General features: G+C 60.3%; 13 protein-coding genes and 2 pseudogenes. 3 read left to right on the top strand and 12 right to left on the bottom strand.

Features of this window, described 5'->3' with window-relative positions:
• A pseudogene (locus AC1DE4_RS26660) lies at window positions 1–284 on the bottom strand (methyltransferase family protein); the annotation flags it as partial.
• Window positions 285–770: 486 nt separating this feature from the next.
• On the opposite strand from AC1DE4_RS26660, the pseudogene AC1DE4_RS26665 reads away from it, so the two are divergent.
• From AC1DE4_RS26665 to AC1DE4_RS26675, 3 genes and pseudogenes are all read left to right on the top strand, one after another.
• A pseudogene (locus AC1DE4_RS26665) lies at window positions 771–1,025 on the top strand (SOS response-associated peptidase); the annotation flags it as partial.
• Window positions 1,026–1,187: 162 nt separating this feature from the next.
• Window positions 1,188–1,397, top strand: coding sequence for a hypothetical protein (locus AC1DE4_RS26670; RefSeq protein WP_169684326.1), 210 nt, complete (start codon window positions 1,188–1,190; stop codon window positions 1,395–1,397).
• A 16-nt stretch (window positions 1,398–1,413) separates the two neighbouring features.
• Window positions 1,414–2,214, top strand: coding sequence for a nucleotidyl transferase AbiEii/AbiGii toxin family protein (locus tag AC1DE4_RS26675; RefSeq protein ID WP_169684328.1), 801 nt, complete (start codon window positions 1,414–1,416; stop codon window positions 2,212–2,214).
• Window positions 2,215–2,522: 308 nt separating this feature from the next.
• Here AC1DE4_RS26675 and AC1DE4_RS26680 read toward each other — a convergent pair whose 3' ends face one another.
• From AC1DE4_RS26680 to AC1DE4_RS26730, 11 genes are all read right to left on the bottom strand, one after another.
• Window positions 2,523–3,545, bottom strand: coding sequence for an extracellular catalytic domain type 1 short-chain-length polyhydroxyalkanoate depolymerase (locus AC1DE4_RS26680; protein ID WP_477883839.1), 1,023 nt, complete (start codon window positions 3,543–3,545; stop codon window positions 2,523–2,525).
• Between the two features lie 632 nt (window positions 3,546–4,177).
• Window positions 4,178–5,212, bottom strand: a complete 1,035-nt coding sequence (locus AC1DE4_RS26685) for a Gfo/Idh/MocA family protein (RefSeq protein ID WP_477883841.1) — start codon at window positions 5,210–5,212, stop codon at window positions 4,178–4,180.
• A 97-nt stretch (window positions 5,213–5,309) separates the two neighbouring features.
• Complete coding sequence (locus AC1DE4_RS26690) at window positions 5,310–6,377, bottom strand: ABC transporter ATP-binding protein (RefSeq protein ID WP_477883843.1); 1,068 nt, start codon at window positions 6,375–6,377, stop codon at window positions 5,310–5,312.
• Window positions 6,378–6,381: 4 nt separating this feature from the next.
• Window positions 6,382–7,605: an AGE family epimerase/isomerase gene (locus AC1DE4_RS26695; RefSeq protein ID WP_477883845.1), complete on the bottom strand. Its 1,224-nt coding sequence runs from the start codon at window positions 7,603–7,605 to the stop codon at window positions 6,382–6,384.
• Between the two features lie 5 nt (window positions 7,606–7,610).
• Window positions 7,611–8,507, bottom strand: a complete 897-nt coding sequence (locus AC1DE4_RS26700) for a carbohydrate ABC transporter permease (protein WP_477883847.1) — start codon at window positions 8,505–8,507, stop codon at window positions 7,611–7,613.
• On the bottom strand, window positions 8,504–9,391 hold the full coding sequence (locus AC1DE4_RS26705) for a carbohydrate ABC transporter permease (protein WP_018859979.1): 888 nt from the start codon (window positions 9,389–9,391) through the stop codon (window positions 8,504–8,506). The genes AC1DE4_RS26700 and AC1DE4_RS26705 overlap by 4 nt, the downstream gene beginning before the upstream one ends.
• Before the next feature lie 119 nt (window positions 9,392–9,510).
• Window positions 9,511–10,821: an ABC transporter substrate-binding protein gene (locus AC1DE4_RS26710; protein WP_477883849.1), complete on the bottom strand. Its 1,311-nt coding sequence runs from the start codon at window positions 10,819–10,821 to the stop codon at window positions 9,511–9,513.
• 103 nt (window positions 10,822–10,924) lie between these two features.
• Window positions 10,925–12,175, bottom strand: a complete 1,251-nt coding sequence (locus tag AC1DE4_RS26715) for a neutral/alkaline non-lysosomal ceramidase N-terminal domain-containing protein (protein ID WP_477883851.1) — start codon at window positions 12,173–12,175, stop codon at window positions 10,925–10,927.
• Entirely contained in the window at window positions 12,172–13,314 is a 1,143-nt protein-coding gene (locus AC1DE4_RS26720; protein ID WP_477883853.1) for an N-acetylglucosamine-6-phosphate deacetylase, read from the bottom strand. Before AC1DE4_RS26720 ends, AC1DE4_RS26715 begins: the two co-directional genes overlap by 4 nt.
• Complete coding sequence (locus AC1DE4_RS26725; RefSeq protein ID WP_477883855.1) at window positions 13,314–14,093, bottom strand: sugar isomerase domain-containing protein; 780 nt, start codon at window positions 14,091–14,093, stop codon at window positions 13,314–13,316. The genes AC1DE4_RS26720 and AC1DE4_RS26725 overlap by 1 nt, the downstream gene beginning before the upstream one ends.
• Entirely contained in the window at window positions 14,086–14,874 is a 789-nt protein-coding gene (locus AC1DE4_RS26730; protein ID WP_477883857.1) for a 6-phosphogluconolactonase, read from the bottom strand. Before AC1DE4_RS26730 ends, AC1DE4_RS26725 begins: the two co-directional genes overlap by 8 nt.
• Window positions 14,875–15,030 lie beyond the last annotated feature (156 nt).

Genomic DNA, 15,030 nt, shown 5'->3' on the forward strand with positions numbered 1-15,030 from the left:
ATGCGCCGAGGAAACAGGATCTTCTCGCTGCGCAGGCGCCGCACGACCGCGCAGGCTGATCCCGCCTCCCGGAAGGTATCGAACAGCATGCGCACCGTGTCCTGGATCTGGCGATCCGGATCGAGAACCACGCGCGTATCAGGCGTGTAGGCGAACAGAAAAAAGAAAGTCGGCACGAAAGCGGCTATGATCAAAACGGACCCGATCATCAAACTCACGCCCAGTATCGCCAGCATCGACGAAACGTAAAGCGGGTTCCTGGTTATGGAATAAGGGCCGGTGGTTACTAGGTGTCTGTTCTTGCGTTGGCCGATGTAGAGCGTTGCCCAGAGACGGCCCAGAACACCTGCGATGACGAGAACGACGCCAATGTTCTCAGATAGTTGGTGCAAAGCTGCTCCTGCGTACAGGGGACGAGTTAGGAACACGACAACAAAAAAGGTCGTCGTTGCGAGCCAAAGCCCGCGGATGCGTTTCTTCTGCAAAAAAGGTTTGTTAGTGCTCGATGCCTCCATTCGAACGTCCCTCCCTATCCATTTTTGGTGGCACTTCCAGAACGCTCTTCCAGAGGCCCGAAGCTAGCAGGTTATGGGACGACGAGATACTGCGGCAGGCCTGCGCTGGTACCATGGCAGGAGGAGTAACCCAGAGAGAGGCCCAGTCCGCATTCCTTGCAGCGGCTCTTGATGCAAAGGTAGTGTTCCGGCTCGCCTTGGCGACACGCCCCAATCAGCTTTGTGACTGCGACAAAGCGCTCAGTCAGCCACGCGACCGACCCAAATGATGTCGTTAGGCCGATCCACGAAAAAACGATGCCTGTCCTGCTGAGGACGAAGGAAGAGACGGATCTCTAGATGGGCGCTCCGTGGGATGAAGCGCAGCATCTCGCGCGTCCGGCACCGAATGACGCGATCATGATCACTTCGCGAGAACCTTACGGATCCAGCAACATCTCGAAGGAAGGTGAACCTGGGCAGGCAAGCTTTCTTTACAGCGGGGATGCATTGGAGAGACATCACGACTGATAAACAGACCAACCTGCCATGAAGCCGACGGCCTGAGCCGCTGTCCCAGCAGCGTATCGCCGCTTGCGAAGCGCTCGGCCGTATCCTATTTTCTTGAAAGAGAAAATGACACGGATGCTGATGGAAATGAGGGCTTTAGCACGAGAACGAACGGAGAGCGCCATGCGGCAAGCCGTATCGGCGGACGCGCGCGCCCTCTACCACGAAGCATTCGCCCTGTATGGCCCACTGTGTTTTTGGTCAACGAGAGAAATGCAGGATCCGACCGTGTCCGACGTGCTCGACGCCGTCGCCCGTCTCAAGCGCAACGGCAATATGACGACGCGACAGTTCGCTGTCCGCCTCGAAGAGGCCTGCCGTGCCGCTTCGTAGAATTCAGCAAGATGCGATGGCGACTATCGCTGCTAACAGGCATCCCGGCAGTCATATTGCTGGCGGCACTGTCATCAACAGGGATAGTGCCCGGTATTCCGACGATATCGACATTTTCCACGACCTCTTCAGCGAAGACGACCGTGTCAACATGCTGAGAAACACAGTCGAGATCGATGCAAAGTCGTTGATAGCCGCCGGGTTCGAGATCAGATGGGCGACCCGGCACCCCGAGAAATATCAGGCCATCGTAACGAAGGATGGCGAAAGCACTTTGCTCGACTGGGTAATCGACAGCGACTACCGATTTTTCGAGTCCATCCCGGACGACTTGTTCGGCTTCAAGCTGCACATGTTCGACTTGGCGACAAACAAGCTTCTTGCGGCCGCCTCCCGCAAGGAGCCGAGAGACGTCCTCGATCTACTTCACCTCCACAAAAACCACTTCCCACTGGGCGCCGCCATCTGGGCAGCTCCGGCCAAGGATCCGGGCTACACTCCGGAAAGCCTCATCGAGCAACTGGGCCGGAATGCTGTCTACCGACAAGACGACTTTGATCGGGTCATGAGTGACGCGACGATTGATGCCCGCGAGGTTGCCATCGCATTCAGGATGATCCTAGCTCAGGCGGCGGAGTTCGTCGGGTCGATGCCTGCTGGCTACGACGAACTCGCCTTCCTTAAGGACGGTCAAATCATACAGCCCGACCCCGCGAGGCTGAGTGAGTATGAATCCCTCCAGGCACGCCGACAGGCTCACTGGCCATCTTCTCCCGAAATCGGTAGCGAGATGATCGCCGCCGATTTGAAGCGCTAGGGTCTATACGGATCACGAGATCAGTGTCACTGCCCCAGCCATTGGTACTCGGTGATCGAAGCCTTTCCGGACTTCTTGTCATACAGACAAATCACGTTCACAATCTTCTTGGACTTCGGGTTCTTCTCGCGGAGAAGAACGGCAATCTTTCCAGTGGCGTTATCGAAAACAACTCGCGCAGTCGCCTCGGGAGAGACCAATCGGATACGCTCTCGCCGCCGGTGGAAACGAGGGAGCGTCAGGGAGGCTGCGACAGTCCGCCATTTCTTCCCTACGCGACCGGACACGCGTCGAAACAACGCGTCGGATCAATCGGCACGCCAGGATCGTAACCCCCATGCTCGCATGAGTTCCAAGGGCGCAGACAGCTCCGACGGCAGGACGTAAGCATCAGCTACCCTCTCCTTCTGATTTGAGAACTTTCGCGGCAAACCATGCCCCAGCCCCTGAACGGAATAGAATGACAGCTGCAGACGGTCTCCCCGTTTCCATTCCTCGAGAGTGCCCCATGGCATCTGTTTCGTTCGCCCGACCGCTTTGTCCATGTCCGCCGCTTCGAGCCACTGCGAGACCAAGGCGCGTCCATTGAGCGGATTCACGACACTATCAGCCGTTCCATGCCATACCGAGATCGGTGGCCATTCTTTCGTGTTTGGCGAAACGCTGCGCACCAGGTCGCCCCACTGCTGAGGCTCTCGCTTGATACCGGACCTCATGCCGCGCATAGCCGATATTGCATCCCTTGCCGCGCCGAACGGCATCCCGGCGAAAATGGCAGCACCAGCGAAAAGATCCGGATACGTGGCGACGAGCGCCGAAGTCATGGCTCCGCCAGCAGATAGGCCCGTAACGTAGACCCTGGACCGATCGACTCGATGGTGGCGGCATGTGTACTCGATCATCTGGCGAACCGACATCAGCTCGCCGCGGTCCCGAGCCACCGCGCTCGGCCGAAACCAATTAAAGCATCGCTGGGGATTGTTCGTCTCGTTCTGCTGAGGATAAAGGAGAACAAAACCCCGCAGTGCAGCGAATTTGGAGAATCCGGCTCCCGTATCCAGGCTTTCGGGCGTCTGCCTGCAGCCATGTAGGACCACGACCAATGGCGGCTTTGCCGGCAATTTGCCGGGTACGAAGAGCTTCATCGTCAACCGTCCTGGATTGCTACCGAACCCGGTCACTTCGCTGAGTTTCGGCTTCGCTGCGACCGGCCTGCGCGATTTTCTGGATACGGTTCGGGTCGGTGTGCGAAGCGCCTTTGCAAGCAGTTTTCGATACATTTTCTGCGATTTAAGCAGCCTGGAGAATGACCTCGGTAGTTTGAATGTCATCTGAAAACGCCCTCCGTCGGCGTCATCGGCGCTCCTCCGCGGCGTGAATTGGCACCACCGCCGACAGACAAGTGAAGCCAGCCTATTGGATCAAAAGCTCTTTCAGAAGACCGTAACGGACAACTCACCTATGCGTTCGATCCGGTCGTGGCTTTCGACCGTCTGCAATGTCGAGGCCGATGTTTGCGTCCATTTCGTGATCGAGTCTCGGGATTGAAGATCTAGAACGTGGCACTACTTGTTCCCTGTTCGAAGGAGGCGGCAATGCAGGACACCGATTTTCTAATTCTCTCGAGAGCCGTGAGGCAGTGGTATCGGTACTACGACGTAGATCCGGACAAAGAGGCATCCAGGCTTCTTAACCACGCAGCAGTGAAGCTTTTCGACCAGGGCCATCGGTCGGTCGAAGGCATCGCCTCTGTGTTGATCGAGACCTACGTTGGCCCGTGGCCGTCGACAGTGAATGCGTATAGGTCACCTGATCCAATAGGTGGACCTCCGTCCCATTGAAGGTCGCTCACGGCCTGTCGGAGAACCACAGCGCGTAACGCGCTGTTGTGAGCGCAAAACTGGATGGCGTAACCCCTGCGGTAGCCGGCGCCGCCGGCAGCGACCATTCTGCCGCGCCACCATCAGCGATCAAGCCGCGCGTCAGGAAGAGGTCGAGTGCCAGCCATCAGGACCGCGTCTATGAACCGGTGAGCGTTCAAAGCATCATCGCCTTTGACGCGAAGCTGGCCGCCATTTTCGATCGCATCGATGAAATTTCCGATCAGTGCGCGGTGCATCTCATGGCCGAACGCCATCGGATTTGCCCCCGCTCCGCTTCCGATCGTTTCGCCACCCGCCATTTCCCTGGTGCCATCAATAAAGGCGGCATCCAATCTGTTACCCGTCAGGATTGCTGTACCTTTCGTACCGATCAATTCGATGCGCTCCGGGAGTCCCGGATAGGCGCAAGTTGTGGCATTGAGCGATCCGATCGCGCCGCCTTCAAAAGAGAAGGCCGCCGTCACGAGGTCCTCCGTTTCCATACTGTGAATAGGGGTCGTGCGGACGAATGCGGAAATTGCTGCAGGCGTGCCCGCATAGTTCAGGAGCAGGTCGATCGTGTGAATACCTTGGGTGAGCAACACACCACCGCCATCGCGCGACATCGTTCCGCGGCCTTCGGCCTCGTAATAGCTTTGCGGTCGCCAGTTGCGGATTGCAGCCGATGCCTCCACAAGATCGCCCAGGCGCCCGGACTTGACGATTTCATCGAGTTTGAGCGCCGCGTCGAGAAAGCGGTTTTGCAGTACCACCCCGAGGAGTACGCCGGCGTCTCTTGCCGCCCTTACGGTCGCTTCGGAGCGTTCGAGGGAAATGTCCAATGGTTTTTCGAGTAGAACATGTTTTCCGGCCGCTGCAGCGCGACGGACGAGTTCCAGGTGACTGCTCGGGGGCGTCAGGATCAGGATCGCCTTAATGGACGGATCCGCGAAGATCGCATCGAGGCTATCGCTCGTCGGGATGGTCGGAAATTGTTCGGCAAAGGCTCTTCGCCGGCCGGACGTCCGGCTGTAGGCGGCCACGCATTCGATACGGTCGGAGAGATCCAGTAGGGCGCGGGCATGATGACCCGCCGCCATACCGAGCCCAATCATCGCGACCCTCGTCTTCGCCATTCTCTAGCTCCTTCTTCGTCGATCTGAGCCGAGGCCTTTTCGCCGCTGGCGGCTGTCATGCCCGACGAAACCTGGGCGGCATGGACATCTCGATCTCCTATTGGAGCCGCATGCCTGACGCTGCGTCGAAAAGATGACTGTTTGCCGGCGCAAGCGTCAGATTGAGTACCTCACCGGTCTTGATAGAGAGACGCTCGCGCAGCTGTGCGGAGATCTTCTGACCATCGACGGTGCCTTGAACGAACGTCTCCGAGCCGGTGGGCTCGATATTGGTGACCACAATCGGAATGCCTTGCCCGCCCGGCGCGATCGTGAGGTGTTCGGGACGGATGCCGTAACTGACGGCGCCGCCGCATGCGACCGAAGCCTCATACCCGACAGGCAGATGGATGCCGTTTTCCGTCACAACCGATTGACGGTCCTCACCGATCCTTGCCGACAGGAAATTCATCGACGGCGACCCGATGAAGCTCGCAACGAACGTATTGACCGGCCTGTCATAAAGGTCGAGGGGTGAACCGACCTGCTCGACGATACCGTCGCGCATGACGACGATGCGGTCGGCCATGGTCATAGCCTCGATCTGATCATGTGTAACGTAAACGGTCGTGGTCTTGAAGCGGGCGTGAATATCCTTCAATTCGGCACGCATCTGGACGCGCAGTTTGGCATCGAGATTGGAAAGCGGCTCGTCAAACAGGAAGACCTTGGGATTGCGCACGATCGCACGTCCCATGGCGACACGCTGGCGCTGGCCGCCGGAAAGCTGCTTGGGGTAACGCTGGAGATAGTCGGCAAGACCGAGGATGCGCGCGGCATCGGCCACCCGCCTGGTGATCTCCTCCTTCGAGGTCTTGGCGAGCCGCAGCGAAAAGCCCATGTTCTCGGCAATCGTCATGTGCGGGTAGAGCGCATAATTCTGGAAGACCATGGCAATGTCACGGTTCTTCGGCTCGACATCGTTGATGACGCGGCCATCGATACGGATCGTGCCACGGGTAATCTCTTCGAGCCCCGCAATCATCCGCAGCAAGGTGGACTTGCCGCAGCCTGAAGGCCCGACCAGCACGACGAAGGCGCCGTCGGGCACTTCGACGGAAACACCCTTGATGGTTTCGAAGTCGCCATAGCTCTTGCGGACATTCTGGATTTCAACGGAAGCCATGGGTTTATCCTGAATTTCGAGTTGTCGGTTGCAGGCAATCGGCGGCGTGAATGGCCGCAAGCAGACTAAGACCGGTATGGTAGCCGGGGTCGAGGTCAGGTGTGGCGGGCACGAAGTCCACGGGCCCGTCCCTGGTCATGGTCTGGTAGGCGATCGGCGGCGTACCGCGCCAGTAACGCTCGAAGAAAGCGGCATGGGCTGCATTCCAAACCCGCAGGCTGCCGGCACTGCCGGTGCGCATATGGGCAAGCGCAGCTGCCCGGATCGTTTCCGGGAGCGACCACCAGGGACAATAGGGGCTCTGTGCCTGACCGTTCGCAATCGAGACGGTCAATGCGATACCAGGCCCGACAAAACCCGTGTCGAAAGACGAGATAACGATGCGCTCCAATATCTCGATCAGTGCCGGATCGGCATTGTCATCGAGATAGTCAAACGCGAAACCGGYGAACTCGATGCCGTGGCCGACATTGCAGAGATCCTCACCTGGCACATTGCGCAGCAGGCCGGTCGCGGGGTCGAAGTGCCGGTCGATGACATGGGCGATGAAACGATCGGCAAATGCCAGATGAGCCGTATGGCCGAAGCGCTTCAGCATGCCTGCAGCGCCAAGCAGGATCATGCGCGGGCCGAAATCATCGGCCTGGTCGGCGAGACTGTCGAGTGACAGTGGACGACGCTCGTCGATCTGGAAATGTCCGCTCTCTATTGCAGCGATGACGCTGTCGAAATAAGCGAGATGATCGGCAAGGGCAGGCAAACTGTAGCGGCTTGCGGCCGCGACCAGCCCCTTGGCGACGAAGGCGTCTGAATAGGAATAGATCAGAGCCGGCTTTTCTTGCGCAAGGATGCGGTTGGTGCCATCCGCATAAATCGCGTCCATCGCGCGGTCGTAGCAGAAATAGGCATGGCCGTCCGACATCTGCAAAGCCGCCAGAACATCGTAAAGACGCCGACCGGCAGCATCGAGCTTTTCGGCCAGTGGCGGCAGTTCCCGCTCGAAGAACCCGGCGTGGCCGACCAGTGCTTCCAACCCACGTCCCTGGATCCAGCCATAGGTGTAATCCGGACCGCGCATGCCGTCTTGCCCGCTATAGTCTTTCAGCGTCAGACTGTTCTGCTTTGTATTCAAGAACCCGCCGCCGAGCACGGGTCGCTGCAGCACCCAATAAAGCGTGCCGGCATTGGCCGCGACATAGGTCTTGCGTGCCTCGTCGAAGAAGGCCATTGCCGTTACTCCTTGAGACCGGTGCTGGCGACGCCCTGAACAAAGTTCCTTCGCAGGATGACAAACAGCAGGATGGATGGGATGAGGACGATGGCGGAAGCGGCGCTGAGGCGCCCAAGATCGACGGTAAAGCCGGTCTGGAAGAGCGCAAGGCCCACTTCGATCGTATAGCTCGACCTCGTCGTCGCCACAATGATCGGCCAGGCGAAGGCGGTCCAGGCCTGGAAGAAGGCGAGCACCGCAAGAGCCCCGAGCGCGCCGCGAAGCAGCGGCAGCACAATGCGGAAGAAGATCCAGAACTCACCGGCGCCATCGATGCGCGCGGCCTCCAGAAGCTCGTCCGGGATCGAATGGATGACATTCTGGCGGATGAGAAAGATGCCGAAGCTCATCACCAGGTAACCGAGCAGCAGGCCCCAGACGGAGTTGAGGATACCGAGGCTCTTGGCCTCGAAATAGAGCGGGATCATGTAGACTTCGAACGGCACGATCGCGGTCGCCAGGAACAGCGCGAAGAGGATGTTCATCGTCCGGAAACGGAACTTGCCAAAAACGTAGCCGGCAATCGCCGAGGTCGCGACGATCGCAATTGTCGACATCAGCGCGAATGCGATGCTGTTGCCGATCCAGTGGATAAGCGGCGTGTCAGCAAGAACCGTCTTGAAATTGGCGGTCGTCGGGTCGTGCGGAATGACGGTCGGTGGCCAGGCCAGCATTTCCGCCGGCGTCTTGAAGGCATTTGCAACCAGGAAGACGAGCGGCAGCAACATCAGGATCGAGACGGTCAACAGGAACACGTCGATCGCAAGGTTGGTCAGCCTTTTCTTGCGGCGCAGGCGCCGTCCCTCTGCCAACTCGTCGGCAGTCGGTTCGACATGGGGCATGGCAAGTTCGACAGTCATGCCCTGCCCCTTTCTCTCAGCATGGAGAACTGGATCAGCGTCAACACTAGGACGATAACCAGCAGCACGACGGCCTCGGAAGCGGCATAGCCGACGCGGTAATTGCGAAAACTGTTTTCCAGCATGTCGAGGACAAGCACCCGCACCTGGCGCCCGGGTGCGCCTTGCGCATCGGAAGCAAGCACGAAGGCCTGGGCATAAACGTTGAATCCCGAGACCAGCGTCACGACCGAAACGTAAAGGGTGATTGGCTTCAGCATCGGGATCGACAGGTACCAGAAGCTCTGCGGTCCCGAGGCGCCATCGAGTTTGGCGGCCTCGTAAAGCGAAACCGGCAAGCTCTTGAAACCCACCAGATAGATCAGAACCGCATAGCCGAGTGCTTGCCAGGAGCACAGCACGATGATGCAGATGACGGAGAGGACCGGATCAAACAGCCAGTTCTGCGCCGGGATGCCGAAGAAGGTCAGCATTGCATTGAGCGGCCCGAGGCGGGCATCGAAGATCCACTTCCAGGCCATTGCGGCCGGGACCAGCGACACGACATGGGGAATGAAAACGGCGGTTTCGTAAAACCCGGCCATGCGCGAGCGCGTGCGGTGGAAGATCAGCGCGGCAATGATCAGCGCCATCGGTATGGTCAGGATCAGCACCCCGAAGGCAATGATCGTGGTGTTGACCAACGCATCCAGAAACAGGTGGTCGCCAGTCAACTCGCGAAAATTGGCAAGCCCGATAAAGGGCTTGTTCTTCGACAGGATGTTCCACTGGAAAAGGCTGAGCCTCAACGTGTCGGCGATCGGATAAAGCCGCACATAGGCAAAGATCGCCAATGTCGGCAGGATCGCGAGGATCGCAAAGAGGAATCGTTTGCGCTTCAGCATTCAGGTGACCTCGTAGACGAGCGGCTTCGCACACGGGGGCGCAAACCCCGACCCTTTTAAGCGCCCGGAACAATGCCATGTTGTCCCGGGCGGGCGATGTTGACGAAAACTGCCCGCGACTATTTCGCAAGCAGACCCTCGCGGTCTAGGATGGTGTCCACTTCGTCGCTCGTCTTCTTCAGGAAAGCATCGATCTTGGCATCGTCGGTTGCGAGCGACGGATCGGCAAAGGCGACGACGAGCTGGGCGGCGACCCGGGTGAGGATTTCCTCGATCGGGCCGATCGAGGGCAGCGTGAAGAACTTGTAGCCTTCGGGATAGTCGACGAAGGCAGCAAAGGCCGGCTGCTTGGAGGTGACCGACGCATAATCGACGCCCGAACGGTTCGGCAGCCAGCCGACATTCTGCAGCAGCCAGACGAGGTTTTCCGGCGAGTTCGCAGCCATGGCGAATTCCCAGCCGAGCTTGGCGGCGTCCTCGTCGCCGACGACATAGAGATTGGTCGGCAGCGCGATCGATCCCGTCGGAAGCGGCGCCGTCGCATATTTCAGGTCAGGCGCCTTTTGGGCAATGTCGCCGATGACCCAGGATTCGCGAATGAACATCGCGGTCTGCCCGCGCTCGAAGGCATCGGCATCGGCCGGCATTTCCGGCGTTACCGATTTGTCGGTGAAGACAAGTTCCAGATATTGCTTGAGCGCCTTGCGGCCCGCCTCATTGGCGAAATCCGTCTTCCACTTGCCCTCGCCGGCAGGAACAAGAATTGCGCCGCCGTACTGATGCATGTTGGTCCAGAATTTCTCGGCAATGCCCTGGCCGCCCCCCGACAGACGCAAGCTCCAGCCGGAAACGGTCGGCTTGCCCGATCCATCGCGCTGGGTCAGCTTCCTGGCATATTCGGTGTATTCTTCCATGGTCTTCGGCGGCGTGGTCAGGCCGGCGGTCTTGAACATCTCGGTATTGTAGAAAAGCGAGCCCTGCCCGCGAAAGAGTGGAACGCCGTAGACCTTGCCGTCATAGCTGGCGATATCGGTGAAGAACCTATCGAAATTCTTGGGATCCTTGACGAAGGCGGAAATGTCTTCCGGCGCCTCCGGCAGGATGTCGTTTTCAAGGTAGCGGGTGGCGGTTGAGCCCGAGAGTTCGATGACGGTGGCGCCTTCCTGGCCACCGCCGGTCAGGCCGAGCGCCACCCGTTTCTCGTGCTCGCGTAGCGCAATCGCCTCCACCTTCACGTCGAGGTCCGGATGGCTGGCCTTCATCCCATCGGCGACGTGCTGGTAGAAGGGCGCCATTTCCGGATAGCCGCTCCAGACCGTCAGCGTTTCGGCAGAAGCCGCCGTCATGCCGGCGGTCAACGTACCGGCAAGGGCTGCGCTCAGGAGCAATACCCGGGTGGAAATCCTGGTCGTGACTGATGCGTTTTTCATATTCTGTTCCCTTGTTGTTATTGACAAAAAGCTCTCATGCAACCGGTTGCGTGTCAAGCTTGCGTGGTTTCTGACGTTCACCTGAATCCCCCATGCTTCCTCCTCAATTATCGATCGCAAGTCCGATCGCGCATCCGGCAAGCGCTTCTGCGGAGCCCGGGGCAAAGCTCATCGGCAGCCCGTAATAGCGGTGCGCCTCATCGACCTCGTAGCCACCGAACCGGAACTCGCTCGCCGGCGGGATGTAGCCCGGATTGTCATCTGCAAAACCGATGACGAAGGCAGGCCTGTCGCGTCCTAGCGCAGCACGGATGGACAGTGCCGTCTCGGCAAAGATTTCTCCTGGCAAGGCGACAACAGGAACACCGCCCCAGTCGAGAACCGTAACGCGCGCGGCAATGGGTTCGGGCACCACCGGCGCAATGGTTTTCGCCCAGTCGGCCCAATAGCCGAGCAGCGCTCTTTGGGCTGGTTCAGCGGTCAGAGCCTCCGTCCGCCAGCGTTGTTCGAGGGCAGCGGCTGTTTCCGTTTCGCGCCGCTCAAAACCAAGCGCGACGGTGCCGTTGCGCGCGCTCGCCCGATCGGACACCGGCTGTTCTTCGGCATGAAGCGCAGCTTCGGCGATCCTGCGGCCGACCTGACCGGCCGTGTCGAACGTGCGGTCCTGACTGGCCGAGAGCGTGATCGAGGCATGGGCAGAGTGACCGGTATTGGCGTCACCGACGCAGCCGGTCATGAACAGTGCGACGCCCCCCGGATATGCTTCTTCAAGGGCCTGACGGACGAAATGCGGATAGTCGGCAGTCCAATGGCGATTATCGGCGCCCAGCACGACAGGATGGCAGGCATAGGCGGTAACAACCGCGATCATCGCGCCGTCCTCGCCGCAGATACGCAGCACCGGCAGGCATGTGTCCACCGGCCCGCCGGGGTGGCGCCTGTTGCGGGCGACCCCCGGGTCGCTGCCCTGCCCGACCGTGATCCGCGCTGGCCTTCGCAGGGAGACCGCCTTGTCGATCACTGCCACGCAGGCATCTTCCAGTCGCTCCAGATAGGTCAGATCGGCGGCGACGCTCAGCCTCCCCGCCATCGAAACCGGGCCCCCGTGCGTGTGAAGAGCCGTCACCACGATGTTTTCGGCTGGGAGCGCACACCGCTTGCGGATCCGTGCGCTCATCGCTGCATCGATACCGATGACGTCGGCAACGACAATGGCAGTTTCTCCAATCACCACGGCGCGGACCGTCAAACCATCATGGACGCCCTCGGCCGGCAGGGTTCTGGCCGCAAAGCCGGACATCGGCAAGCCTGGCGTCGGAGTGATATCGATAATGGCAGCTCCGGCGCGGATCATCGGCAGAATGCCCTTTCGCCGTGAACCCAGACCTCGCGGACCTGGAGCGCGCGATCGCCCTGCGACCAGTCGAAGCGGACGAGATCGGCCCTCGCACCAACATCGAGCCCCCCGCGCCCGCCGACGAACCGGCCGGGGTTGCGTGTGGCGAGCAAAAGTGCGTCTGCCAGAGGCAGGCTGGCCATTTCGGCAGCGATGGCGACATTTGCCGAAAGCGGCAGGCTGGCGCCGGCAAGATAGGGAGTGCCGGCGACACCGATCCGACCTTCCGGCGAGACCTCGACCGTGCCGCCGATCGATTGCTCGTAAAGTCCGGCCGGCATGCCGGCGAGCGCCACCGTGTCGGATACGAGGAATGCCCGCTCCATGCCCTTGGCGCGCAGCATGGCTTTGAACGTATCGGCCGACAGATGCCAGCCGTCGGCGATGAAGCTGGCCGTCAGGCGATCGTCAGCAAGCTGCGCCCAGATGACGTTCGGATGGCGCGGCAAGACGGCCGCCGCGCCATTGCCAAGATGCGTGGACAGGCTTGCGCCGGCCGCAGCCGCCGCATGGATTTCATCGGGCGTCGCAGCCGTATGGCCGAGTGCGACGAGAATGCCCTTTGCGCTCAGGGACTTGATATAGTCGATACTGCCTTCCAGCTCCGGCGCGAGTGTCACCATGGTGACGAGATTGCCGGACACCTTCTGCCAGCGCTCAAACTCGGCTATGGAGGGTGGCCGGACATGCGCTAAGGGATGCGCGCCGCGCGGACCGTCCATGCTTGAGATCGATGGGCCTTCGACGTGCACTCCCGGCACCATCTCGGCGATCAGCCGGTGGCCGGCGCGGCTTTTGGCGATCACCTCGAGCGCCTGGAGGATCGCCGATTCCGAGGCCGTGACGAGTGTTGGAAGCCAGGTGGTGACGCCGACGCTCAACAGTTGCTCGCAGAGCGACAGCATGATCTTTTCCGTCACCGCGCCGGCATTGAGGTCGAAGCCCCGAAAACCGTTGACCTGCAGGTCGATCAGGCCGGTAGAGAGATAGCCCTTGTCGGTTTTCTCTGCCGGTCGGATCGCGGCTATCGTCCCGTCGAGGATATCGATGCTGATACCCTTATGGCTGCGAGGATCGATGCCGTCGACGGTGACCATCAGAGCGCCGTCACCCGACCCTGGAAATTTTCAATGAAGCGGGCGTTTGCCTCGTCGCCGCCCGGCGCATTGCCGCTGCGCCAGACAGGCGGCTCGATGCCGCGCTCGGCGAGCCTTGCAACCGTGCGGATGACGAGGCAGTTCAGCGTGAAGGCGTTGGCGAAGGTGGAGACCGCCGCAATGTTTTCGCCCATGCCCGGCACGCGGACAATGGCATCGCCGATCGGCACCTTGCAGTCGATCGCGATGTCGACGATTTCGTGCAGATTCTGCTTTGTCGGGTGGCGGGCCGGATGATTGGGGGCGGTGTTGGCAGCATGCTGGAAAGAGCTAATGCCGATCAGGAAGACGCCCCGCCGGCGCGCTTCCAGCGCCGCATCGATCAATGCGGCATTGATCCCGTAAGCGTTTACCAGGATCAGCAGATCGCCTTCGCCGAGACGCTGATTGGTGATCACCACCTTGCCATAGCCTGGCGTGCGTTCGATCGCCATGGAGCGCAGCGCGCCGTTCGAAAGCAGCGTGCCTTCATCGAGGATGGCGCTGATGTGCATCAGCCCGCCGGCACGGAAGAAGACTTCCTGCGAGGCGAGGTTCGAGTGACCACCCGGCCCGTAGATGTGTATCAGACGATCGACGGCGATCTGATCGGCAAGGTTTGACGCCGCCTGATCGAGCGGCCCCCTCTCCTCTTCCAGCACCCGGCGCATCAGCGCCTGCGTTGCAGCAAAATAATCGGCGCAAAGCGCATCGGCATCAATGGCGTCGGCTTCAGGCATCGGGGTCGGAGTCCCTGTCGATATAGAGGGTGCAGGCCTCATGGTTGCGCAGGATGCTGGCGGGGCAATTGGTGCTGAGTGGGCCATAGAGGGTTTTCGACACGGCATCGCGCTTGACCGCGCCCGGCACGACGCAGAACAGACGACCTGCCCGCAGCAGGCGCGGCACGGTCAACGTGATGGCCCGGTGCGGTACCGATCCAAGGTCGGGAAAGCAATCGTCGTCCACCTGCTGCTGGCGGCAGACCTCGTCCAGCTCGACGATCTTCACGTCCAGAGGATCGTTGAAATCTGCAACCGGCGGATCGTTGAAGGCGATGTGGCCGTTCACACCGATGCCGAGGCAGATCAAGTCGATCGGCGCTTCGTTCAACAGGGAGGAATAGCGCGCGATCTCCGCCTCGGCATCCGGCTCCGGCGTGATACGGTGGACCGCGGCAAACGGCAGCCGCGTGAAGACATGGGCGTCGAGCCAATTGGCAAACCGCGCCGGCGCGGCCGGATCGAGGCCGACATATTCGTCCATATGAAAAGCCGTCACCCGCCGCCACTCGATGCCTGGCTGCGTGACGAGCGCCGAAAGCATGTCGGCCTGGCTGGGAGCGGCCGCAAACACCATGCGCACGCTCGACTGCCGTGACAAACATCCAACGAGTGCGCCGGCAATGTCTGCGGCAGCAGCAGCCCCCATCTCAGCCCGTGTGGCGAAGCTTTCGACCGTCAGCCGGTCGATGACCCGGCTTGCTTGCGGCGACGGACGGTGAGCGGTGGCAGGGTTCAAGATGGTCTCCACGTCAGGACATAAGAACAGGCATCGCATAGCCGCAATGGCGGAGGCGTCCAGTCAAGTTCCCTTTGTTCTCGTTGGAGAGAGAATTCCATGCAACCGGTTGCATGTCAAGCGATTGAGTGGCAGTGTGAGCCTGTTGATTGATGC

It is taken from the genome of Rhizobium sp. 10N414 (genome assembly GCF_056394785.1).

Coding starts and splice junctions, on each gene's coding strand:
- AC1DE4_RS26670 (WP_169684326.1), top strand. CDS start 1,188: ATGCGGCAAGCCGTATCGGCGGACGCGCGCGCCCTCTACCACGAAGCA.
- AC1DE4_RS26675 (WP_169684328.1), top strand. CDS start 1,414: ATGGCGACTATCGCTGCTAACAGGCATCCCGGCAGTCATATTGCTGGC.
- AC1DE4_RS26680 (WP_477883839.1), bottom strand. CDS start 3,545: ATGACATTCAAACTACCGAGGTCATTCTCCAGGCTGCTTAAATCGCAG.
- AC1DE4_RS26685 (WP_477883841.1), bottom strand. CDS start 5,212: ATGGCGAAGACGAGGGTCGCGATGATTGGGCTCGGTATGGCGGCGGGT.
- AC1DE4_RS26690 (WP_477883843.1), bottom strand. CDS start 6,377: ATGGCTTCCGTTGAAATCCAGAATGTCCGCAAGAGCTATGGCGACTTC.
- AC1DE4_RS26700 (WP_477883847.1), bottom strand. CDS start 8,507: ATGACTGTCGAACTTGCCATGCCCCATGTCGAACCGACTGCCGACGAG.
- AC1DE4_RS26705 (WP_018859979.1), bottom strand. CDS start 9,391: ATGCTGAAGCGCAAACGATTCCTCTTTGCGATCCTCGCGATCCTGCCG.
- AC1DE4_RS26710 (WP_477883849.1), bottom strand. CDS start 10,821: ATGAAAAACGCATCAGTCACGACCAGGATTTCCACCCGGGTATTGCTC.
- AC1DE4_RS26715 (WP_477883851.1), bottom strand. CDS start 12,175: ATGATCCGCGCCGGAGCTGCCATTATCGATATCACTCCGACGCCAGGC.
- AC1DE4_RS26720 (WP_477883853.1), bottom strand. CDS start 13,314: ATGGTCACCGTCGACGGCATCGATCCTCGCAGCCATAAGGGTATCAGC.
- AC1DE4_RS26725 (WP_477883855.1), bottom strand. CDS start 14,093: ATGCCTGAAGCCGACGCCATTGATGCCGATGCGCTTTGCGCCGATTAT.